This is a genomic window from Halorubrum cibi (assembly GCF_900182635.1).
Lineage (GTDB): Archaea > Halobacteriota > Halobacteria > Halobacteriales > Haloferacaceae > Halorubrum > Halorubrum cibi.
Genome location: NZ_FXTD01000005.1, coordinates 222,118 through 243,642, shown reverse-complemented (window position 1 = coordinate 243,642; position 21,525 = coordinate 222,118). Strand labels below are relative to the sequence as shown.

Annotated in this window: 24 protein-coding genes, 2 tRNA genes and 1 pseudogene; 12 read left to right on the top strand and 15 right to left on the bottom strand. The window is 64.3% G+C overall.

The window, feature by feature from the left end:
* Positions 1-211 precede the first annotated feature (211 nt).
* On the bottom strand, positions 212-1,003 hold the full coding sequence (locus FN829_RS08695; RefSeq protein ID WP_142986579.1) for an IclR family transcriptional regulator: 792 nt from the start codon (positions 1,001-1,003) through the stop codon (positions 212-214).
* A 274-nt stretch (positions 1,004-1,277) separates the two neighbouring features.
* On the opposite strand from FN829_RS08695, the gene FN829_RS08690 reads away from it, so the two are divergent.
* The 8 genes and pseudogenes from FN829_RS08690 (at position 1,278) to FN829_RS08655 (ending at position 6,719) form a co-directional block, all read left to right on the top strand.
* Positions 1,278-2,390: an amidohydrolase family protein gene (locus tag FN829_RS08690; RefSeq protein ID WP_142986578.1), complete on the top strand. Its 1,113-nt coding sequence runs from the start codon at positions 1,278-1,280 to the stop codon at positions 2,388-2,390.
* 2 nt (positions 2,391-2,392) lie between these two features.
* Entirely contained in the window at positions 2,393-2,776 is a 384-nt protein-coding gene (locus FN829_RS08685; RefSeq protein ID WP_142986577.1) for a Rieske (2Fe-2S) protein, read from the top strand.
* Positions 2,777-2,831: 55 nt separating this feature from the next.
* A complete protein-coding gene (locus FN829_RS08680; RefSeq protein ID WP_142986576.1) occupies positions 2,832-3,269 on the top strand; it encodes a hypothetical protein in 438 nt (145 codons plus the stop codon).
* 198 nt (positions 3,270-3,467) lie between these two features.
* Positions 3,468-3,758 (top strand): annotated as a pseudogene (locus FN829_RS16425) (tetratricopeptide repeat protein); the annotation flags it as partial.
* A 189-nt stretch (positions 3,759-3,947) separates the two neighbouring features.
* Positions 3,948-4,382 carry a tetratricopeptide repeat protein gene (locus tag FN829_RS08670; RefSeq protein ID WP_185955722.1) on the top strand — a complete coding sequence of 145 codons (435 nt, stop codon included), beginning with the start codon at positions 3,948-3,950 and terminating at the stop codon, positions 4,380-4,382.
* 107 nt (positions 4,383-4,489) lie between these two features.
* Positions 4,490-5,239 (top strand): DUF6517 family protein, encoded by a 750-nt coding sequence (locus tag FN829_RS08665; RefSeq protein WP_185955721.1) that lies wholly within the window; start codon positions 4,490-4,492, stop codon positions 5,237-5,239.
* 5 nt (positions 5,240-5,244) lie between these two features.
* Positions 5,245-5,811, top strand: coding sequence for a GNAT family N-acetyltransferase (locus FN829_RS08660; protein ID WP_142986573.1), 567 nt, complete (start codon positions 5,245-5,247; stop codon positions 5,809-5,811).
* 149 nt (positions 5,812-5,960) lie between these two features.
* Positions 5,961-6,719 (top strand): DUF6517 family protein, encoded by a 759-nt coding sequence (locus FN829_RS08655; protein ID WP_142986572.1) that lies wholly within the window; start codon positions 5,961-5,963, stop codon positions 6,717-6,719.
* A 727-nt stretch (positions 6,720-7,446) separates the two neighbouring features.
* On the opposite strand, the gene FN829_RS08650 is transcribed toward FN829_RS08655, so the two are convergent.
* Positions 7,447-7,521: transfer RNA gene (locus FN829_RS08650), tRNA-Val, on the bottom strand.
* A gap of 83 nt (positions 7,522-7,604) precedes the next feature.
* On the opposite strand from FN829_RS08650, the gene FN829_RS08645 reads away from it, so the two are divergent.
* On the top strand, positions 7,605-8,096 hold the full coding sequence (locus FN829_RS08645; protein ID WP_142986571.1) for a hypothetical protein: 492 nt from the start codon (positions 7,605-7,607) through the stop codon (positions 8,094-8,096).
* Positions 8,097-8,169: 73 nt separating this feature from the next.
* Here FN829_RS08645 and FN829_RS08640 read toward each other — a convergent pair whose 3' ends face one another.
* The 5 genes from FN829_RS08640 to phoU form a co-directional block, all read right to left on the bottom strand.
* Positions 8,170-8,439: a DUF7553 family protein gene (locus FN829_RS08640; RefSeq protein WP_142986570.1), complete on the bottom strand. Its 270-nt coding sequence runs from the start codon at positions 8,437-8,439 to the stop codon at positions 8,170-8,172.
* Between the two features lie 65 nt (positions 8,440-8,504).
* Positions 8,505-9,038 carry a cob(I)yrinic acid a,c-diamide adenosyltransferase gene (locus FN829_RS08635; protein ID WP_142986569.1) on the bottom strand — a complete coding sequence of 178 codons (534 nt, stop codon included), beginning with the start codon at positions 9,036-9,038 and terminating at the stop codon, positions 8,505-8,507.
* Positions 9,035-9,274, bottom strand: a complete 240-nt coding sequence (locus FN829_RS08630) for a glutaredoxin family protein (protein ID WP_142986568.1) — start codon at positions 9,272-9,274, stop codon at positions 9,035-9,037. The genes FN829_RS08635 and FN829_RS08630 overlap by 4 nt, the downstream gene beginning before the upstream one ends.
* Positions 9,275-9,345: 71 nt before the next feature.
* A complete protein-coding gene (locus tag FN829_RS08625; protein ID WP_142986567.1) occupies positions 9,346-9,741 on the bottom strand; it encodes an acyl-CoA thioesterase in 396 nt (131 codons plus the stop codon).
* 78 nt (positions 9,742-9,819) lie between these two features.
* Positions 9,820-10,494: a phosphate signaling complex protein PhoU gene (phoU, locus tag FN829_RS08620; protein ID WP_142986566.1), complete on the bottom strand. Its 675-nt coding sequence runs from the start codon at positions 10,492-10,494 to the stop codon at positions 9,820-9,822.
* Positions 10,495-10,653: 159 nt separating this feature from the next.
* Between phoU and FN829_RS08615 the strand changes: the two genes are divergently transcribed.
* The gene (locus FN829_RS08615; RefSeq protein ID WP_142986565.1) at positions 10,654-12,087 is read left to right on the top strand and encodes an MATE family efflux transporter; all 1,434 of its coding nucleotides are present in this window, start codon (positions 10,654-10,656) and stop codon (positions 12,085-12,087) included.
* Positions 12,088-12,104: 17 nt separating this feature from the next.
* Here the strand turns inward: FN829_RS08615 and FN829_RS08610 are convergent, their stop codons facing one another.
* Both FN829_RS08610 and FN829_RS08605 read right to left on the bottom strand, forming a co-directional pair.
* The gene (locus FN829_RS08610) at positions 12,105-12,923 is read right to left on the bottom strand and encodes a polysaccharide deacetylase family protein (RefSeq protein ID WP_142986564.1); all 819 of its coding nucleotides are present in this window, start codon (positions 12,921-12,923) and stop codon (positions 12,105-12,107) included.
* Between the two features lie 120 nt (positions 12,924-13,043).
* Positions 13,044-13,118, bottom strand: a tRNA-Val gene (locus FN829_RS08605).
* A 161-nt stretch (positions 13,119-13,279) separates the two neighbouring features.
* Between FN829_RS08605 and FN829_RS08600 the strand changes: the two genes are divergently transcribed.
* The gene (locus FN829_RS08600; protein ID WP_142986563.1) at positions 13,280-14,416 is read left to right on the top strand and encodes a M24 family metallopeptidase; all 1,137 of its coding nucleotides are present in this window, start codon (positions 13,280-13,282) and stop codon (positions 14,414-14,416) included.
* A gap of 102 nt (positions 14,417-14,518) precedes the next feature.
* Here FN829_RS08600 and FN829_RS08595 read toward each other — a convergent pair whose 3' ends face one another.
* Positions 14,519-15,817 carry a PKD domain-containing protein gene (locus FN829_RS08595; protein WP_142986562.1) on the bottom strand — a complete coding sequence of 433 codons (1,299 nt, stop codon included), beginning with the start codon at positions 15,815-15,817 and terminating at the stop codon, positions 14,519-14,521.
* Between the two features lie 210 nt (positions 15,818-16,027).
* Here FN829_RS08595 and FN829_RS08590 point away from each other — a divergent pair, with 210 nt between their 5' ends.
* On the top strand, positions 16,028-16,900 hold the full coding sequence (locus tag FN829_RS08590; protein WP_142986561.1) for a hypothetical protein: 873 nt from the start codon (positions 16,028-16,030) through the stop codon (positions 16,898-16,900).
* A 26-nt stretch (positions 16,901-16,926) separates the two neighbouring features.
* Here the strand turns inward: FN829_RS08590 and FN829_RS08585 are convergent, their stop codons facing one another.
* From FN829_RS08585 to FN829_RS08565, 5 genes are all read right to left on the bottom strand, one after another.
* Entirely contained in the window at positions 16,927-17,130 is a 204-nt protein-coding gene (locus FN829_RS08585) for a hypothetical protein (RefSeq protein WP_142986560.1), read from the bottom strand.
* Positions 17,131-17,224: 94 nt separating this feature from the next.
* Positions 17,225-18,058 (bottom strand): ABC transporter permease, encoded by an 834-nt coding sequence (locus tag FN829_RS08580; RefSeq protein WP_246066473.1) that lies wholly within the window; start codon positions 18,056-18,058, stop codon positions 17,225-17,227.
* On the bottom strand, positions 18,055-19,017 hold the full coding sequence (locus tag FN829_RS08575; protein WP_142986559.1) for an ABC transporter permease: 963 nt from the start codon (positions 19,015-19,017) through the stop codon (positions 18,055-18,057). Before FN829_RS08575 ends, FN829_RS08580 begins: the two co-directional genes overlap by 4 nt.
* Complete coding sequence (locus tag FN829_RS08570) at positions 19,017-20,144, bottom strand: ABC transporter ATP-binding protein (protein WP_142986558.1); 1,128 nt, start codon at positions 20,142-20,144, stop codon at positions 19,017-19,019. Before FN829_RS08570 ends, FN829_RS08575 begins: the two co-directional genes overlap by 1 nt.
* 1 nt (position 20,145) lies before the next feature.
* Positions 20,146-21,264, bottom strand: a complete 1,119-nt coding sequence (locus FN829_RS08565; RefSeq protein WP_142986557.1) for an ABC transporter substrate-binding protein — start codon at positions 21,262-21,264, stop codon at positions 20,146-20,148.
* Positions 21,265-21,525: the final 261 nt, after the last annotated feature.

The window sequence follows — 21,525 nt, the reverse complement described above, 5'->3', positions numbered from 1 at the left end:
CAGTTCCGTGAGATTGTCTTGATGTTCGCCATCACCAACATAGAACCGCTGTGTGAGCCGCTGTGACCGTGACTCAGCATCTATTCAACACAGCAAAAATAAACTAATTTGAATAATGGGCCTCACTCGACCGAGTTCGTCTGATGACGTTCTTGGGAGAAATTGACCTCCTCCCGCGCCTAAAGTCGCGGGTATGCGCTTGCACTATGTATCACGAATGGGCGAGGTTCAACTCGACCTCGTTCACGACGCTTCGGACGAGATCCGGGAGTTCCCGCTCCAATCGCTCGCCAGTGAGGCGGTGTGTCGGTCCCGCGACAGCCAGCGCACCGAGGACGCCACCGTCGGGTCCCGTAACAGGAACGGCCACCGATCGGAGCCCTTCGGTGCTCTCCTCGCTATTGAACGCGACGCCACGGTCCCTGATATCCGCAAGCTCGTCGAACAGAGCTGCTTCGTCGTTGATGGTCTGTGGTGTCGCCGCTGGGAGGCCATAACGGTCGACGATCTCGCGAACCCACTGGTCGGAGTAGCGTGAGAGGATCGCCTTTCCCGCGGCCGTCTGGTGCATATGGAAATGACGACCCTCTCGACCCCGAGAATAGACACCGCCGTGACTGACTTCACGGTGGAGGACGACCGCGTGGCCGCGCTCTTCGACGGCGAACTGGGCGCTCTCTCCCGTCTCCGCCGCGAGATCGCGGATTTTATGTTTAATTTCCGTCGACCCAGAATACTGTTCGCGAACGTGTGCGCCCAGGTCGAGATACCGGAGCCCAAGCTGGTACTTCTCATTCTCTTTCACTACGCAACCATGTTTCATCAGTGACCGGAGGTGCTTGTGGACTGAACTCTTCGAGAGCCCCGTCTTCTCGGCGAGTTCGGTCACACCCATCCCGTCAGACTCGCGGAGGGCTGTAACGATAGCGAACGACGTGTCGATACTTTGTATCGTCGATCCTCTTGATTCAGGGCTGGTACCGCCTGGTTTCCACTCCTCCATCGGATAATACAGTGTATAGCACTCACAAAATGCTTTCGCCAATACGAAACAGATCTGAATATCGTTTCACGAAAGTGCTCACGTTCTTCAACGAGCCCCCGTTACTTTTCGTTCGCCCTTGGCTGCTCGGATCGGTGTGTGTCCCAGGCACGTTCCCTCTCTCGGCGATCGATGAAGTGAGAACGCTCACAGAGGCGTTAGAAACCCTCTAAGACGTGTTCCGTCGTCGTGAATTGCCCTGGTGTATATACGTGCAATCGACCATGTGGTTCGTATGAGTTCCACCACGGAACGGCGAATCCGGTCGATTGACGACTTGGAGGTTATCGTCGACACCGACTTCCACCTGACTGAGCGGCAAGAAGACATCCTCCCGTACCTCGAGAGCCCGTTCGACGAGCTGTTGAACAGCCAGCAGGGTGACGACTACGGGTACCTCGGCCGCGTCTACCCCGCCCATGGGATGGTGTACTCGGTGACAATCGGGAAAGCCGACTCCGAAACCGTCCGTACCAAAGAGGACATCCAAACGGGGAGGGACCTCGTGGAGTGGGACAAAGCGATAATCACCCCCACGCAGAACCTCTATCTTGGGGGAGTTCACCATGACGACCTCGCCGCTGCGCTTGCGACGGCATATAACAACTGGCTCCTCGACGAGATTGTCGACCCCGACGACGGCCTGTACGGGGCTGCTCTCGTCGCCCCGCAGAAGCCACAGAAGGCGGCCGAAGAGGTCGAACGCCGCGCCGACGAGGATGGCATCGCGGCGGTGATGATTCCGAGCGGGTCGGTCGATCCGCTCCTCGGCCACGAGTCCTACTACCCACTTTACGACGCGTGCGAGCGGGCTGGACTACCGATCAAGATGCATAACGCCGCCGGAACGATGATGACACGGTTCCCGTCGACGTGGCAGGCGATGGATCGGGCGCTTCCCGTTCATGCGACCTCGCACAACATGATGCACCAGACGAACTTGGCGGACATGTTGACTCGGGGTGTTCCCGAACGGTTCCCCGATCTAACATTCGTCATCCAAGAGTCGGGGCTCGGCTGGTACCCGTACTTCATGCGGCGGTTCGATCACGACTATATGGGTGCGAAGTGGGACGCGCCGATGCTCGAGAAACGCCCCAGTGAGTACCTCAAAGACCAGTTCTACGTGACGAGTCAGCCCGTCGAAGGGCTGGACGACCCGGCGTACCTCACGGAGACGATTCGACACTTCGAAGGCGAGAACAGTCTGATGTTCTCCTCAGACTATCCGCACTTCGACTTCGACAACACCGGAGAGCTACTGAAGATGCTCCGTTCGGAGTTCTCCAACGAGGAGATACAGAACATCTACGGTAAGACCGCAGAGCGGGTGTACGCTTTCGACTGACGATGAGTGAATCCACACAACCTGAACCAGACTGGGACGATCTACACCATGTTATCGCAGCCGAGGACATCGCCGACGGTGAGCGCATCATCGTCGAAGTCTCGGGACGAGAGATAGCCGTCTTCCACTCGAACGGCGAACTCCACGCGCTGTCGAACTACTGTACACATCAAGGGGGACCGGCCTGTGAGGGCCTGCTGGGCGGAACCCTCGATGTCGACGAGGACGACGAACTCGTCTGGGCGTGTGAAGACGAGATCGTCGCGTGCCCGTGGCACGGGTGGGAGTTCGACATCACCGACGGCACTCACACGGCGAGCAACGATTACCGATTGCCGACGTACGACGTCCACGTTCGGGACGGCGAAGTCTACGTTGAGCTGTAGTTCCACCGTTTCGAAACAAGATGTGCCCGCCACAGCTAACCAGACCCTTCGTACAATGAATGTCTCGACACAGCGAGAACAACCACTACGGGACAGCATTGAACCGCCGGAGTTGCTTGACGGGGACGATCCGTACGCGAATGTCGACATCAATCGCCTACCAGATTGGTGGCGTGACGCAGTCGTGGAGTTCAGAGAGCACGACCTCCCCCCGTATCAACCACCACGGCTTGTGGACGGCACGCTCGTCCCGCCGCTTGCTGACGAACTAGAGACGGCCTACGGCGTCGAGATACAGCTGATGGGTCTTGACGTTGCCCACGGCGATGCGTGGGAGATTCAGGTTGACGGCGATGTCGTTGCTACCGTCGATCGGGAGCGAACGTCGGACGGTTATACACGATACGAGATGACGAGCGAGAGGTTCATCAAGATCGTGGAAGGGAAGGTGAGGACGTCCCCGAACAGTTCGTCCCTGGGAGACCGTGGATGACCGCCACTGCGAGTACAGGATCCGCTTGGAACCGGTGCCACCGCACAGCCGTGAAGGAACCGCTCGGGGACGAGCCCCCGTCCGGACGCCCGACGCTCCGAGACGAACGTCTTGATAGGGAACATTGTTCGTCGGGTGACGCGGTCGCGTCACCCTTGCCCGCTGTGACTTCCAGCTACTGCTGAGAACTCACCAACAATCCTCTACCCAAGAGCGAACTACGGAAATTACCTCATTCAAATCGGAGAGTACGAGGATTCGGAGAGAGTTTTACTTCAAGCTCTCCAGGCCCATCCAACAAACCCGAGCCTTAACGCAGTTTACGGAAAACTGCTTTCAAACCAGGGGGAGGTTCACCAAGCGGAGGCGTATCTTGATAAGGCACTTGAACTGGACCCCAATCGCCCTGTTGCCCACCACGACCAAGCAGAAGTCCTTGTACAACTTGGCGAGCTATCTCGCGCGAAAAGTCATATCGAAACCGCACTTAACTTAGATCCCTATAGCTCAGAATCGAGAAACACCTATGGGAACATCCTTCGAGAGCTAGAGTATACAGAACAAGCAAAGAAGCAATTTAATTATGCTATTCAACTGAATTCTTCGTATGCGTCACCTCTTGTTAACTTAGGGATCACATATCTAAAGGAAGATGAACTGGAGGAGGCTGAGCGTTATTTGAGGAGGGGGCTCAAGCTAGGCGGCGAGAGACAAGAAGAGGCGATCAATAACTTAGTATCCGTTTTACTGAAGGATTCTCGGATAGAGGACGCTTTGAGCCTAACCGAAGAGCATCTTAGAACCTCGGACAGCCATCTGCTTCAGAATACGGCAGGTGCTGTCTACAGCAGAGCGGGGAAATATGAACAGGCTGAGGCCGCATTCAAACAGGCCCTTTCTATGAACCCATATTATGATAACCCGAAAAAGAATCTACAGTCTCTCTATTCGAACCACGAATTATCTCTCCCTCCAAGAGGTATCCTTCAGGAGGATCACCACTCTATGAGCTTAAGACTAGCATTAAAGGAAATTCGCCTCAGACAGCTCGGCGACCAGGGAGAGTTTAGCAAATTAGTAGAAGAAGTAGAATCAGTTCTCACGCTTTGTTGAAATCCTTGGTCACTGATAGTTCGTCGAGGCCGTACTACTTACAGAGCGCGAGTCGGTCGCCCCCGAAGGGGTTCACTTGAGCTGGTTGGTCGTCACGATCAGAGCGTGTGGCCGCCGAGCATACAACCGTCGTCAGCGTCTGGGGCCGGACACGTTCGTGCCGATACCCTCGCAAACAGAACTATATTGTCTCACGACACGTGAACCATATGCCAACTCACGATCGCGAAGCCGACAACCGACTCGACCGGCGGTCGATGCTCCGTACTGCGGCCGTTCTCGGCGGGGTCGGTCTCGCAGGGTGTGGAGACATCGCGTCGCAGACGTTCCGGGCGAGCGGCGTCGAAGGGACGCGGGCGTTGACGGACGAACTCGGGTTCGAACAGACGAGCACGGAGACGTTCTCTGAGACACGAAGCCAGTCCGTCGGGCCGCTCGAAGGCTCCGTGACCGCCGAGAGCACACTCACAGTGTTCTCTGATGGCAAGTCAGAGCCCGCACCCTCTGAGGAAGCGCGCTGGGCAGAGAGCGACGCCCCCATGGCTACGTGGGCCAGCAACAGCCCCGTCCGTGGGGTCGGAGGCGGGGACGCGATCGCGGGTTCCGACATCACACCGACGGACGACGCAGCGCCGTTCGAATCGGTTCCTACGGCCGAACTCAGCCTCTTGTACCCGGCGGAGGCAGTCTCCGATGGGACAATCGGGTCGACGGATATCCTCGCCGTCGCTACTGGCGACGCCATCCGGTGGGGCGACCGGGAATCCGACGGTCGGGTCACACTCAACGAGCCGACACAGGTGTTCGCCGAGGGCACGTTCGTCCCCGAGAACGCCGTCTTCTCTTTCCAGTCCTGACTCGCATGCCAGCCGGGACTTGGACGCTTCGGCCGGCCGACGCAGATGACCGCCAAGCAATTCGACGCCTCTGGGCCGAGTCGTTCGGGCCGCCCGATGGCGAAGCGGATCGCTGGCTTGACCTCACGATCGGCGATGCGCCGGCCCGGTGTTGGGTCGCAACCGCCCCAGCCGCCGACGTCGTCGGTTTCCTCTTCGCGGCAGAGGTCGACCGGCGGTTCCTACAGTCCTACCTTCGTGACCACCCGATCGTGGATTCGCTGCCGACCCGGATCGCCCTCATCCACATGCTGGGTGTGACCTCCGAGTGGCAGTCGGCGGGTGTGGCGACCGCACTGGTCCGGCAGAGCCTCAAGTGGGCGAGTGAACGCGTCTCCGTGATGTTGGCGGCGCTCTGGCGACGCGACGACCACGTCGACTCCAGTGGGCTCTCGCCCAAGCTCGGGTTCACACACGTCAGCACGGTCGAGGGGTTCTACCACGACCGCATCTACTGCCCGGATTGCGGGACGTCGTGTTCCTGTCCAGCGGCCATCCACGTAAAATCGCTCACCGACGAGCAACCGTCGTAGCGGTTCGAGGGGTCGCACCGACGGCAAATCGCTGGTGTCGAAGGATCGGTCCATCCGATCGGGCTCCGTGCCAGCAATCGACTGGCAGACGTACTACTCCACGTCACGTGTCCCCACGATTTTATTACAGAACGTCGAGACAGTTCTGTATGGGAGGAGCCGTCGGCCTGAAACGAGACCCGAAACGCATCGCGCATCTCGGCGTTGGCGACGAGATGCCGTTCGCCAACGCCGAGGAACTCACCGAGTTCGACGTGAGCGGCGTCTTCGTCACGGTGGCCGGAACCGCTCTCTTCGACGCAGAGGAGTCGTTCGACGTGGGTTCCGGCAGGGGCTTTGCGTATCTACAGCCACTCGACGAGCAGTGGGTCGACCGGACGGCGACGACAATGTCAGTGTTCACAACGCCGACAGTGTCGGTGGAAGGGGAGTCGTTCAACCCACTCGCCGAGATCTCCGAGGAGACGTTCGTCACTGAGCGAGGTGGCCGCTACCTCGCCGAGTCGGGCATGCTCTCGGCCAGTGGGCTTGGGTCGAACGTGTCCTGGGTCGTCCCACCTGCCGAAGTCGGCTCGCGGTCCTCACGGCTGTTCGACAAATCGACGCCGCTGTTGTCGTACCTTGGGCTTGTCGAAGACGAGTCGGGCGACGTCAGGACACTCCTCGTCCACATCGCGAAAGCCACAGTCGACGACGAGACCGCCTTCGGGGTCGGCGTCCAGCACCGACAACTCTGGGCGGATGGGAACAGTGATGGTGTGTCCGCACTTGTCGACGACCTCGGAGAACAGTCGATTCCCGACCTTGTCGGGGAGGACGAGTCTGCGCTCGTCAGGCGGGCTGGGATCGACGCGAGCGCTGCCCACGTTGCCACCGCACTCGCCGAGATTCGTCGTGCCGACGAGTGACCGTCGTGGTGTAACCGATTGCTGTGTCTCGTGTTAAATTGCTGTTGTCCAGACGTACACTACGGCAGCACCGCCACAGACAGGTCGGCCGTAGATGGGCCAGCCCAGGACACTTGTGGAGTTCCACCTCGGTCACGGGCTCGTCACCTGGCGATAGAGGACCTTTCGAATCTACTGTTCTTGTACCTCTTGTACCAGTTTTTCCCGTGGCTGCCTCGGCACGAATGCTGGAGAATACACGAGACTGTCGTGCTGAGTACACCCTCTGTATCTCGTATTCCGGTCCTATCAGCTGCTAAGGATTTCAACAGAGCCAGTTCTCAATGAATTCGATTTCGAAGATTTGGATGAGGGTCTAGCTGTATTTGAGGATTCTTTCCTAGATCTCTATCTCAAGGGACTTAACCAAACGACCTTCTCCTATTAGCAATGCTGAGATCGATTGTTAGAGTCCTTTTGTCATCTTTACTTCGTCGTTTCCCCTTGAATCTCTCTTGAGATGAGACAAGTGGATCACTCTAACTGGGTTAGTGTGAATTCTTGCCATTCTTAACCCTCGCCACACTATCAATCTCCGGAACCGACGGGCGGCGCTGACCCCCGTTCGACAGCCTAATGGAATCCGTGTCTCAGCGAGCCACGGAAACCACCCAGAATATAACGAATCTGCCGCTACGCGCTCTGTAACGGGTGAGAACGGACCCTTACGGTCCGTCCGAGAATTCAGTGGGTCGGGGCGGATTCGAACCGCCGACCTGCTCCGTGTGAAGGAGCCGTCATAACCGGACTAGACCACCGACCCGTACGATACACCGTTTCCGATGTCGGGACTTAAGCGTTGCTTTGTCGCTCACATTCAAGTCGGATCGCGTCGATGACGGTCCCATGACCCACGCGCTTCGCCCGCTCGAACGCCTCCGGCGACTCGTGGCGAGCGTCCTCCACCTCCCGCTCTCGCTCGTCGGACTCTACGCGGAACGGAACACGCCGAACGAACAGTACGCGGTGACCGTTCACGAGCCGTACCGGCTCCTCGAAGCGCGACTCCACAGGCTGGGGTTCGTTCGCAACCTCGTTTCCTCCCTGAAGTACCGGTCGTACGAGACGGATCCGGAGACCACCGTCGCCAGTTGGGCGCGGTATCCCGACGGGGCGCTCGCGAGCGACCAGCAACTCCACATCGGCCTGTTCGTCGGATCGGACCGAGAGACGACCGACATGTACGCTCACTGGGAGCCCTCGTGGATCCGTCACCCCGTTCGACACTACCGCGCGGAAGACGTCGACGCCGAGGAGGGAATCCGCCGGCTCCGAGAGCTGTTCGAGCGCGAAGGGATCGTGTACGCCGTCCGACCGCCGAGCGATCGGATGGGATAAAAAAGCGGAGAGCCGATCCTGCGACGCGAGGCGCGGGAGATCAGTCGCCGCCTCGGTCGTCCACTCGGGCGATTCACTCCGCGTCGCGCTTGCGGTACGCCTCGACGCGCTCGCGTGCCGACTCCACGGCCTCGCGAGCCTCGCCCTCGGCGCGCTCCTCGAGCTCCTTCAGGTCCGCCTGGAGCTTCTCCAATCGCGACGGTTCCGGCTCCTCCTCGGGCTCATCGCCGACGAGCTTCGAGACTCGATCCTGGAGCGGTTCGAGTTCCTCCTTGACGCCCGCCTTCGCGTGCTCCGCCGCCCGACCCAAGTAGTATCGCGCGTCTTCGAAGTGCTTGCTCATATCTGTCCTTTGGTGAAGGACTAATATATGCTTTGTGGAGGTGCCGTCGAAGCGGGTGCGCCCGGTCAGTACGACGGCGACTCCTCGGGCTCTTCGTCGCGCGCGTTCGCGACCCGGCCGAGCGTGAACAGCAGGTCCGAGAGCCGGTTGAGGTAGCTCACGACGGTCTCGTTTATCGGCTCGGAGCGGGCGAGATCGACGGTCCGGCGCTCCGCGCGACGGACCACCGTTCGAGCGTGATGAAGCGCCGCACCCGCCCGCCCGCCGCCGGGGAGCACGAACGACCGCAGCGGTTCCAGCTCCTCGTCGAACTCGTCGATCCGCGCCTCCAACGACTCGACGTGTTCCGCCTCGACCGCCGGGTCGTCGGGGGACGGGTCGGGGTTCGCGAGGTCGGCCTGGACCACGTGGAGGTGGTTCTGGACGGTCTCTAACAGGGCGTCGACGTCGTCGTGGCCGGTTGGACGGACGGTCCCGATCAGCGCGTTCGCCTCGTCGACGGTGCCGTACGCCTCGATCCGGGGGCTGGACTTCGACACCCGGCTCATGTCGCGGAGATCCGTCTCGCCGTCGTCGCCGCGGCCGGTGTAGATCGTCATGCGAGCGTTCGCTCGACGTACTCGAGGACGTTCGCGCTCTCGGCCATCGTCACCCCGCGCTCCTCGTCGACCAGGACGGGGACGCCGCGCTGGCCGCTCACGCGTTTCACCTCGTCGCGGTCGGAGTGTAACGCGTCGACCCACGTCGTCTCGTATTCGATCCCGGCGTCGGCGAGCGCGTCGTGAACCTTCTCACACCACGGACATCCCTCGAGGGCGTACAGTCGGATCGGCATGCGTGAAGCGTGGGTCCGCGCAGGCAAGAAGGTACGTGTCCGGCTCGGACCTCGTGTGTTGCGTGTCCGGCTCAGAGTCCGTGATACGTCTCGATCGCCTCCCGGTACTCCTCGGGGATCGGGCGCGAGGAGCCCTCCTCGTCGACTGCGACCTGGACGGACTCCGCCTCGGCGACCACGTCTCCTCCCGTCCGGATCTCGTAGGTCATCGGCACGCTCGACTCGCCGAGTTCGGGCACGTCGACCTCGACGGACACCGCGCCGTCTTCCAGTTCCACCGGCCGACGGAACTGGATCGACACCGACGCGAGGACGGTCGCGACGCCCGAGAGGTCCGCCGAGAGGACGTCCCGGAAGTAGTCGGTCCGTGCCTGTTCGAGGTACGTCGCGTACACGGCGTTGTTCACGTGTCCCATCGCGTCGATGTCGCGAAAGCGAACGGGAACGTCGGTGGTGTACGTGCTCATGTGCGCTTCTCGTCGGGGCGCGATATGTACGCGTCGGAAGACGCGGTCGGCGGGGGAGCGTCGGTACGGCGGTCGGGATCAGTACAGCAGCTCGTCGTCGTTCTCGATCATGTACAGCGCGCGGGCGGCGATGTTGACCGCGTGGTCCCCCACGCGTTCGAGGTCTCGAATCGTCAACAGCAGCCGGGAGACGTTCGCCATCGTCGCCTCCACGTCACCCTCCTCGCCGAGGTCGTCCTGTTCTATCAGGTCCCGCACGACGAGGTCGCTCGCCGTCTCGCAGGCGGCGTCGAGGTCGTCGTCCATCTCGGCGACCGCGTGACACCGATCCGGGTCGGATTCCGCGTAGGCCGTCATCGCGACGTCGAGCATCTCCAGGGTGTCGTCGCCGATCCGCTGGACGTCGACGTCGGGGAACACCTCCCGTTCGGCCTGGCCGGCGTACTCGCCGAGGTTGGTCGCGAGGTCGGCGATCCGCTCGAGGTCGGTGATGATCTTGAACGAGGCCGCAATGAACCGCAGGTCCCCGGCGACCGGCTGTTGAAGCGCGATGAGGTCCGTACACTGCTGTTCCAACTCCAGATAGAGCTGGTTGACTTCGGCGTCGCCCGTGATCACGCGCTCGCCGAGTTCGGCGTCCCGACGCTCGAGGGCGTCGAGACCCATCCTGAGCCGATCGGCGACGAGTTCGCTCATGTAGAGCACGTCGTCGCGGAGGTTCTCCAGTTTCGTCTGATACTGTTCCCGTGGCATCGTCTCGGTCGAAGACCACGCCGAACGCTTAAAAACACGTCGCCGGACGAACGATCGTGGACGTATGGTCGTGAACGTGGGTCGTGGGCCCGTGGTCGGACTCCGGCAACCGACTCGGGACGTCGCCAGAGCGAAGTGCCGTCCGGACCAGTACCTTCCATGCCGATCCCTCGTGACGACCCGGTCGACGCCCTCGGGAGACTCCTCGATCGCTGGGGGATCATCGACGCCGATCGGTTCCGCCCCACCCTCGATCTCGCCTGGCCGCGCGTGGTGACGGGGTTCGCGATCATGTCGAAACAGACGGCCGACCTGGCGATGGTCGGCATCGCCATCGGCACCGCCGGGACGGCCGGGTTGGCCTTCGCGCTCGGCTACTGGAGTATCGTCGTCCTGCTGGGGCTCGGACTGGCGGGCGGGACGGTGAGCCTCGTCTCACAGAACTACGGCGGCGGTCGGACGCGGCGCGCCTCGCGCGTGGTCACCCAGAGCGCGCTGATCGCGGTGGCGGTGTCGCTTCCGGTCATGGCGCTCTTCGCGCTCTTCGCCCCCGAACTGATCGCCGTTTTGGGTGCCGAACCCGAGTCGCTCCGGTACGGAACGACCTACCTGTTGTACGTCACGCCGGCCGTGTTGTTCGAGACCTTGAACCTCATCGCCAGCCGGACGTACACCGGCGTCGGAGACACCTTCACCGAGATGGTCGCCAGAACCGGCGGCGCGATACTCAACGTCGTGCTCAGCGCGCTGTTCATCTTCGGGCTCGACATGGGCGTCGCCGGGGTCGCGCTGGGGACGACGCTCTCGACCGGGGCCGTGATGGTCGTCCTCGGGTGGGGGATGCTCGGCCGCTCGTACGGCGGGCTGGGAATGGAGCCGAGTCCGGTTCCGATCTCGATATCGAGACCAGTCGTCGACGTGGGGATCGTTCGGCAGTTGCTCGAGGTCTCCGCCCCCGAGATCGGCCGTCGGCTCGCACAGGGGCTCGTGGTCTTCCCGCTTTTATGGGTCGCCTCCTCGTTCGGACCGGTCGTCGTGACCGCCCTCGAGGTCGCAAGACGGGTGCGAGCGATGATAAACAGCGTCAACTGGGGGATGTCGCTGGCGTCGAGCTCGCTCGTCGGCCAGCGGCTCGGTGCCGACGAGGAGGACGAAGCCGGCGCCTACGGCGCGGAGATCATCCGGCTCGCGATGGTGATCTACGTGCTCCTCGCCGCGGTCGTGGTCCTGTTCTCGTCGCCGCTCGCGGAACTCTTCGTCTCCGGGCCCGAGGAGGTCGCCGCGACCGCGACGTTCGTCGCCGTCGCGGCCGTGAGTGCCGTCGGACTCGGCCTCGACGGGACGGCCTCGGGCGCGCTCGTCGGTGCCGGCGACACCCGGTGGCCCTTCGTCGCCTCGCTGCTCGGTCGATACGTCTTCGCGCTTCCCGCCGCGCTCCTCGGACTCGTCACGCCGCTCGGCGTCGTCGGGCTCTATCTGGCGTTGATCTTGGAGCCGTTCGTCCCGGGGATGATCAACTACGGGCTGTTCCGGTCCGGCCGCTGGAAGGTCGTGAGTCGGCGCTACCGGTCGAGCGCGGGCGGCGACGACTAAGGAACCCCCGATCACGCCTACCCCGAGAACGACTCGACGACGGTCGAGACGTCGGTGAACTCCGTGTCGCGGAGTTCGCTCACGTCGTCGATGAACGCCTCGAGTTCGGCGACGAACGGAGCGCGGCCGGCACACTGCGGGTGTAACAAAAGCGTCAGGACGCCCTCCTCGACGTGTTCGCGCATCCATCTCAATTCCGTCCGCCAGCGGTTGAACACGTCGGGCTCGTGGCCGTAGGAGACGAACTGCGGGTCGGAGGCGACGGGGAACAACTGAAGCCAGTCGTCGCGGTGCCACGGGACCGGAACTGCCACGACGTCGGTCCGTTCGCCGCGTCGGTACGGCTGCCCGGGTTCGACGGTGCCCCGCTCGCGGAGGTAGTACGGCCGGAGGTCGCGTTCGGTTCCGCTGGAATCCCACTCGAAACCGAACTCCCGAAGCAGGTCGACGGTGTGTTCGGAGAAGCCGCCCGCAGGGTTCCGGAAGCCGGTCGGCGTCTCGCCGGTCAGTTCCTCGATGGCCTCGATCCCGCGGACGAAGTCGCGGCGCTCGGCCTCCCGCGAGCCGAACGAGGGGAGCGGGTCGTGGCTCCACCCGTGGTGTTGGATCTCGTGGCCGCGATCGTGGACCTCCCCGGCGACCTCGGGGAAGCTCTCGATCGTGTGTCCCGGAACGAACCACGTCGAGGGCACGCCGGTCCGGTCGTGGAGGTCGAGCAGTCGCGGGACGCAGGTCTCGGCCCCGTAGACGCCCCACGATCGGTACTCGGGCAGTCCGGCGCTCGTCCACCCGGCGACGGCGTCGAAGTCGTACGTGAGACAGACACTGTGTGGCATGGGCCGAGGTCTCCCCCGAGGAAAATAAAGCTTCGACGATCGCTCGAGACGGCGGATACGAGGCCGACCTCGAGAACGCGACGCGGTCGCGTCGCTCTCTACGCGACCTCCGAGAGAAAGTGGGTTGGGGCAGATTTGAACTGCCGGCCTCCTCCATGTCAAGGAGGTGTCATAACCGGACTAGACTACCAACCCGCCGGGGCTTACTGACGCATCTCGTCGTTTCCGGGGGACGTAATTGAACCTTTCGTTTCGGGGGCCGGCTCGATGATCGCGGACTCGGATCGGCGACCGCACACCGCGGCACCGTCGACGGCTTTCGACCGGTTTTACTGCGTCGGCGCGAGCCGTTTCGTATGGTCGATCTCTCCGCTCGCGCGGACCGGTTGGACGAGTACCTCGACGCCCGCGGCCTCGAGGCCGCGTGGTTCGCCGAGCCCAACGGGTTCGCGTGGCTCACCGGCGGCGACAACGTCGTCGACACGGACGCGTCGATCGGCGTCGCCGCCGCGGGCTACGACGGCGAGTTCCGCGTGATCACGAGCGACATCGAGTCTCGACGGCTCGCCGAAGAGCAGCTTCCGGACGGCTTCGCGGTCGATTCCTTCCCGTGGTACGCCGACTCGCTCGCGGGGGCCGTCGCCGACGGCTCCCCGCTTCCCGCCGCCGTCGACTTCGACGCGCCGGAGTTCGACACGCCGAAGTTCGAGCCGATCGAGGCGAGTCGGCTCCGCCAGCCGCTCACCGACGGCGACGTGGACCGGTATCGCGAGCTGGGTCGCGAGGCCGCGGCGGCCCTCGAGACCGTCTGTCGGAACCTCGAGCCGGAAGATCCGGAGTACGAGGTCGCCGCCGGAATCGACATCTCGCTCTCCTCGCGGGACGTGAACACGCCGGTCGTCCTCGTCGGGGGCGCGGAGCGCGCGCAGTCGTACCGCCACTTCGTCCCCACCGACGAGGCCCTCGGCGAGTACGCGCTCGTCTCGATCACCGCCGAGCGCGGCGGGCTGTACGCCTCGCTCACCCGGACCGTCGCGTTCGACGCGCCCGACTGGCTCGAGGAGCGTCACCGGGCGGCCGCCCGGGTCGAAGCCACGGCGCTCGCCGCCACCCGTGCGGCCGCCGCCGGCGAACTCGGCTCGGGTGACGGGCCGGGAACCGCCGGCGACGTCTTCGAGGCGATCCGCGAGGCGTACGACGCGGTGGGATTCGACGGGGAGTGGAAACACCACCACCAGGGCGGGGCCGCCGGCTACGCGGGACGCGAGTGGATCGCGCGACCCGATTGCGACGAACCCGTGGTCGAGCCGATGGGATACGCCTGGAATCCGACCGTCGACGGGGCGAAAAGCGAGGACACGTACCTCGTCGACGGCGACCGCTACGAACTCCTCACGAAGACCGGCCAGTGGCCCACACACGAGGTCGAGTCCGTCGCCGTCGACGGCGTCCCCGCGGAGACGTTCGAGCGGCACGCACCGGCGATCCGCTGACCCGTCAACTGTCGTCGCCGGTCGAACGGGGTCGAGATCCCGGTCAGTCGGAGTCTCAGCCGGTCGAGGGAGCGGAGATCGAGGTCTCAGTCGGCCGAGGTCTCAGTCGATCGTATCCTCGACGGAACCGTCGGCGCGTCGCTTCAGCAGGTATCCGGCTCCGCCGAGGGCGGCGAGGCCGCTCCCGATCCCGAAGCCGGGGACCTCGATCGTCGATTCGCCGTCCGCTACGGAGACGGTCTCGACGGTGCTGGCGCTCGCGTCCCGGTCGTCGGTGACCGTGAGTCGGACGTTGTATCCGCCGGGATCGGCGTACGCGTGCGTCACCGTCTCGCCGGATCCCGTCTCCCCGTCGCCGAACTCCCACTCGTAGCTGACGATCTCGCTTCCCGGCGCGGCGGAGTCGACGGCGTTGAACGCGACCTGCGTCTCCGTCGCCGGCTCGGACGGTTCGTACTCGAACGCGGCGGTGGGTTCTCCGTCGGCATCCCCTCCGGCGTCTCCACCGCTTCCCTCGTCGTCCTCGTCGCTTCCGTCGCCGCCACCTCCACCGCTTTCGCCGTCGTCGCTTCCGTCATCGCTTCCGTCGTTCGATCGGTTGGCATGGATCCGGGCGATCTCCTCCGCGGACAGTCCGCCGTCGTAGATCCGGAGGTCGGACAGCTTTCCGACTAAGAGGTCGTACCAGTCCGGGTTTCCGGTTCCGTACCAGCTTCCGATCGTCTGATGTGACCAGTAGTTGGTGTTCTGCGGGCTGTAGCCGTTCATCTCGGTGTCGACGAACCGCTCCTCGCCGTTGAGGTGGAATCGTATGGACTCCTCCGGCTCCACGACGAAGGCGAAGTGGTTCCACCGTCCGACCGGAGCGTACAGCTCGTCGTCGGCGTGGTCCAACGTGGTGTAGCTCTCGCCGCCACCGAGATCGCCGATCCGGAAGGCGATCTCGACGGTGTCGTTCTCGTCCGTCTCCGGCGTCGCGAGGAGGGTGTACTCCGCGTCGTTCCGCAGGATGTGGTGACTCGCGGGTTCGTTGTTCGGTTTCCCTCCCTCCGCTCGGTCGAAGTACACCCAGCCGGCGATCGTGACCGGACCGTCGCCGGACTCGACGAAGCTCATCTCGGGGTTGTCGCCGCCGCTGCCGATCTGGACCCCGTCGTCCCCGTCGAACCGGACGGCCCGCCGCCCGTCGTAGCTCCCGACGGTCGGGTCGCCGTAGGCGGCGGTCCCGTCGATGCCGCCGACCGCGTCCTCGAGCCCGCTCGCGAACGGCCAGCGGGCGATCAGGTCGTCCCCGCGGACGAGCTCCTGGCCCGCCGCGCCGCCGGGGACCGCGGCGGCGACGAGGGCACCGCCGGCGGTCGAACGCAACACGTCACGCCGGGTGAGACCGTTACCGTTCATCCGAATCACCCCTTCGGACGACTCCGTCGAGACGATCGAGATGACGATCGAACGAGACTCCCGCTCCGGAACCGGCGAGCAGACTGCGATCCATGACTGTGTGTTGACGTGATCTCGGTAACCGGACTTACTTTTGCCGGTGGTCGTCCCATTTGCCAGCGATCCGCCAGCGGGGGAAGTTTCATAGCGATGGAATCCGACGTGTCTCTCATGTCAGACGAGCCGTACCGCGGGCCTCGCTCGGCGCTCGAGGCCGCGGCCGAGAGGCGGGAGATCGCCGATCCGAGCCCGGACGCGGGCCCGCGGGTCGCGCGAGTCCCCGAGTCGCACGTCCACGACACCTTCGAGGTGGGCGGACTCGAGACCAAACGCGAGGAGTCGCTGTTACAGGCGGTGCTCGCCGACCGCGACGGCGTCAGCGCCGCCTCGGCGACCCAGCGCAACGGGACGGTCGGGGTCCATCACGACCCGTCGGTCTCGCGGAGCGACCTCAGGGAAGTTCTGGAGTCGTACGACCTCGCGGTCGCTCCGGGCGACGAGGCGTTCTCGAGCCGTCGCGCCTCGCAGTTCGCCTCCGCTCGCGTCGCCGTCGCGGTGCTGTTCGGGCTCATGGTCGCGACGCCGTACGTCGCGGTGTTGTACCCCACCCGCCTCGAGTGGCTGTTCTACGACCCGGTAACCGTCGAGTACCTCCGGTCGATCCTCGACTCGCGGGTGGCGACGCACTTCTTCGTCAACCTCGCGGCGCTGTCGGGCGTCGCGTTCCTCGTCGCCTGCGGACCGGCGATCCGCCGGGCGATCGCGGCGGCGACGGAGGGACGACTCACCCGCGAACTCGCGTTCGTCGGCGGCGTCTGCGCCGTCTTCGGCTACAGCACGCTCGCGGCGTTCACCGGCTTCGACGGCGCGGTCCACTACGATCTCGTCGCGTACGCGGTCGCGGGCGTCACCGTCTGGAACCACTTCGCGACCGAGGAGGCGTCCGTCGAGCGGCGTTCGACGGAGCCGGAGGCGGCAGCGAACGAGCCGCAAGGGACCGTGGACGCCGACGACCGCGTCGCGCTGACCGACGGCGGGCGGTAGGCGCTTCCCCGCTTTTCCGTTTCGACTCACTCGATGTACGCGTGACCCACGACCGCGACGAGCAACGCGGCGACGACGATCCACGCGAACGGCTCGGCCGCGAGCAGCGCGAACGGACGGAGGACGGACTCGCCGAATCCGAAGAGCAGGCCGGCGACCACCACCGCGGCGATCACGGTCACCGCGACGACCACGGAGACTCCCAAAAGCACCGTGTCAGATCCGTCCATACCCGTCCTGTGGCGGGGACGGGCAAAAGCGTCCCGTCGCCGAGACGCGCAGTGAGTCCGGGACCTGACCCGGTCGGCCGCGCACGCGAACCCGTTAGCGCCGCGCGATCAGGTCGACTCGCGTGAGCGAGACGGCCGCGAGCACCATCGACACCGCCACCGCGAGGAAGACGACGCTGATGACGTTCACCTCCGGCGTCACGTTGTACCGGATCTGGTTCCAGATGTACACCGGAAGGGTCGGATCGCCCGACCCCTTCACGAAGTAGGTGTAGACGAACTCGTTAAACGAGAGGGTGAACGCGAGCAGGCCCCCCGCGATGACGCCCGGGAAGACGTTCGGCAGGGTGACCTGCCGGAAGGTCTCGAACTCGTCGGCACCGAGGTCCTTGGAGGCCTCCTCGAGGCCCCGGTCGAAGGAGATGAACGTCGGGAGGATGACCAGCGTCGCGAACGGAATGGTCCGGACCACGTGTGCGATCACGACCGACACGTAGTCCGGGAGCCCGAGGGTGCCGTTGAAAAACAGCACCATGGCGACCCCGGTCACCACGAGCGGGACGATGATCGGTAACGTCGAGAGCAGTTGTAGCCAGTTTCTCCCGGTGAAGACGTATCGATCGACCGCGTACGCGATCATCGTCGACAGCGCGACCGTGATCCCCGTCGCGGGGATCGAGATGGTAAGCGTCGTGACGATGGCGTCGAGCGCGGCGTCGTTCGAGAGGAACACCCGGTACCACCGGAGCGTGAGTTCCTCGGGCGGGAACGACAACACGCCGCCGTCCGCGAAGGACATGAACACGAGCACGCCGATCGGCAGCCAGAGGAACGCGAGCACCGCGGCGATCACGACGGAGGCCATCCGCGAGGCGTGCGCCTGCGCGAACCGCTCGAACGGCCCCGTGACGCTATCGATCGCGCTCACGACGTCTCACCCCCGGTGCCGAAGAGGCCGCCCCCGAGTCGCGTCGCGAGCACGAGGAGCGCCACGACGACCACCGAGATCACCATCCCGATCGCCGCGCCGAACGGCCAGTTGAACGCGCTCTTGAACTGGTTTTCGATCACCATCCCGATCATGACGTTGTTCGTCCCGCCGAGCAGTCGCGGCGTGATGAACGACCCGAACGTCGGGATGAACACCAACACGACGCCGGTCACCACCCCGTTGATCGTCATCGGCAGCGTGACCGAGAGGAACGTCCGGATCGGCCCCGCGCCGAGGTCCTTCGACGCCTCGATGAGGTCGGCGTCGAGGTTCGTCAACGAGGCGTAAAACGGCAGCACGGCGAGCGGCAGCCAGACGTACGTGAACCCGATGAGGACGGCGGTCTCGGTGTACAACAGCGAGAGCGCCGGCAGCCCGACGAGGTTCAGTATCGAGTCCAAGACGCCGTCGCTCTGGAGGATGTTGATCCACGCGTACATCCGGATGATGTAGCTGGTCCAGAACGGCAGGATGACGAGGAGGAGAAGCAGCGTCGTCCGCCGCGAGAACCGGACGATGCTGTACGCTAACGCGTACCCGACCCCCGCGACGATCGCCGTCACCTGGACGCTGAGTAGGAACGTCCGCCAGACGACCGTGAGATAGGTCTCGGAGGTGAGGAAGTCGACGTAGTTGCCGAGCGTCCACGCTCCACCGATCTGGTCGGTCTGAAACGAGACGACGAGCATCGCGAGCAGCGGTATCGCGAAGAAGAACACCAAGAGCCCGTACGGTGGCCCGGCGATCGCGAGCGTCCGGAGTCGCGGCCGCTCGCGGAAGAAGCTCGTGAGATCGCTCAACCGGCCGTCGGCGTCGGAGACGGAGCCGCCGTCCGCGGCCAGCCGCTTCCCGGACTCGGCGGATCTCTCGTCGTCGGAACGTGGCGATCTCGCCATCAGGCTCCCCCGTCCTCGCTAGGTGGGGCGCCGCCCTCGCGCCGGTAGACGTGGACGTCCGCGGCGTCCCACGCGATCGCGACGCGGTCGTCCACGTCGAAGGAGGCGGAGCGGACCTCCGCGGACAGCCGACCCCATCGGTCCGTCTCGATCCCGTACAGTGAGTCGCTTCCCTGATAGCTCCGGCTCCGCACGACCCCGGTCGTCGAGAACGTCTCGTTGGCGTCGTCCACGGCGTCGCGGTCGCTCTCCGCCGGTTCGGCGCGCATCAGGAACGGCCGGATACAGACGTCGACCGCGTCGTCGACGGCGAGTTCCTCGACCGCCGCGTCGCGCGGAACCGACACCTCGCCGTCGCCGACGTCGAGGCCGATCGTCCCGTCGTCGACGGCGGTGACGCGTCCCTCCACCGCGTTGACGTCGCCGATGAAGTCCGCGACGAACCGGCTCGCGGGCGCCTCGTACAGCTCCTCGACGGTTCCGACCTGTTGGATCTCGCCGTCGTCGAGGACGACGAGCCGGTCGGAGACCGCGAGCGCGACCTCCTGGTCGTGGGTGACGTAGAGGAACGTCGTGTCCGTCTCGAGTTGGATGCGCTGGAGCTCGCTTTGCATGTGCTGTCGGAGCTTGCGGTCGAGCGAGGAGAGCGGCTCGTCGAACAGCACGAGCGCCGGCTCGTTGACGAGGGCACGAGCGAGCGCGACCCGCTGTTGTTCCCCGCCGGAGAGCTCCGCGGGTGCGCGGTCGCCGTACCCCTCCAGTCGAACCATCTCCAGCATGCGCTCGGTCCGCTCGCGCCGCTCGTCGGCCGGGACGCCGGACTGTTTCAGACCGTACCCGATGTTCTCCGCGACCGTGAGGTGCGGGAACAACGCGAGGTCCTGAAACACCATGTTCACGTCGCGCTCGAACGGGGGCGATCCGACGATCTCGACGTCGTCGAGGGAGATCTCTCCCTCCGTGGGTTCCTCGAACCCGGCGACCATCCGGAGCACCGTCGACTTCCCGGACCCGCTGGGGCCGAGGATGGAGACGAACTCGCCGTCCTCGATGTCGAAGCTCACGTCGTCGACGGCCGTGAGGTCGCCGAACTCCTTCGTCAAGCCGCTGACGCGCAGCAGCGACATTCTAGGCGGCCTTGACCGCCGTCCAGATCTCGTCGTATCGCGAGCGGACCTCGTCGGAGAGGGTCTCGGAGAAGACGAGGTTCCACTCGTCGGGCCAGTTCGTGAACTCGGCGTCCTCCTCGGAGAGCTCGTCGCTGATGTCGACGGCAGGCTGGTACCCCATGGTCTCGAACAGCTGTGCCGCGTTCTCCGTCTCGCTGGCCCAGTTGGTGAACTGGAGGCTCGCGATGGGGTTCGGCGCGCCCTTCGGGATGACGAAGAGGTCACTCGTGTACATCGCGCCCTCCTGGGGCGCGGTGTAGTGGACCGGCGCGCCCTCGCCGAACCGCGCCGAGTAGGTCCGACCCATCGTGAGCGGCCCCGCGACGACGTCCTCGTTGACGAAGAGGCTCATCCCCTGCTGGTAGTCGCCCCAGTAGGTCTGGAGCAGCGGCTTCTGCTGGATGAGGACCTCCTCGATCTCGTCGTAGTCGTCGGGCTGGATCGGGTCCTGTCCGGTGTACAGCGCGGCGATCTGACAGGAGACGGTCGCGTTGTCCCACATACAGAGGTTCCCCTCGTGTTCCTCGTCCCAGAGGACGCCCCACGAGTCGGGAGCCGAATCGAAGTACTCGTCGTTGTACGTGAGCGGGTAGAGAACCAGCGACTCGGGGACCGCGTACGTCGAGCCGTCCTGCTGGTACGAGCTCGCCTCCTTGATTCGGTCGGTGATGTTCTCCCAGGCCGGCATGATGTCGACCGGGATCTCGTGGAGGAAGTCGTTCTCGATGGAGCGTTCGACCCAGTTCGTCGTGGCCGCGATGTTGTCGATCTCGTCGTTCCCGGCCTGTAGCTGGGAGTACCACTGGTCCGCCGAGGAGTACCCGGAGTTGCTCACGTCCACGTCGAACTCCTCGCCGAAGGCGTCGATCGCGTACTCCGCCCAGGAGTCGTACCAGTTCCACATGTTCAGGCTCGACTCGAGGTTCTCGGGCGGCCACTCCGTGACGTCCATGGGAACCCGGTCGCTGCCGCCGTCGCCGCCGAGACAGCCGGCGGCGGCCGCGACGCCCGTCGTCGCCGCGCCCTGAAGGAAGCGGCGGCGGTTCAGGCTCGTCGATCCGTCGGTGACTTTACGCATGCCGTCCCTCCGTCATCGGAGCGCGAAGTTCGTGATCCATCACGTGCGACCAACTACGATCCTCCGTGATAAGCGTATCGAGGACGGGAGAGTATCGCACGCGATGGAGTGGCGTGCGTGTGAGTGACGGTGTGCGTGTGAGTGACGGTGTGCGTGTGAGTGACGTGTCCGATCGACCGGCCGCCACGAACCTCGATGATCGTCGGCATCGATCACGGGGATCCGGGCGAAACCGGACCGGTTTTCCTGATCGACTCGGTA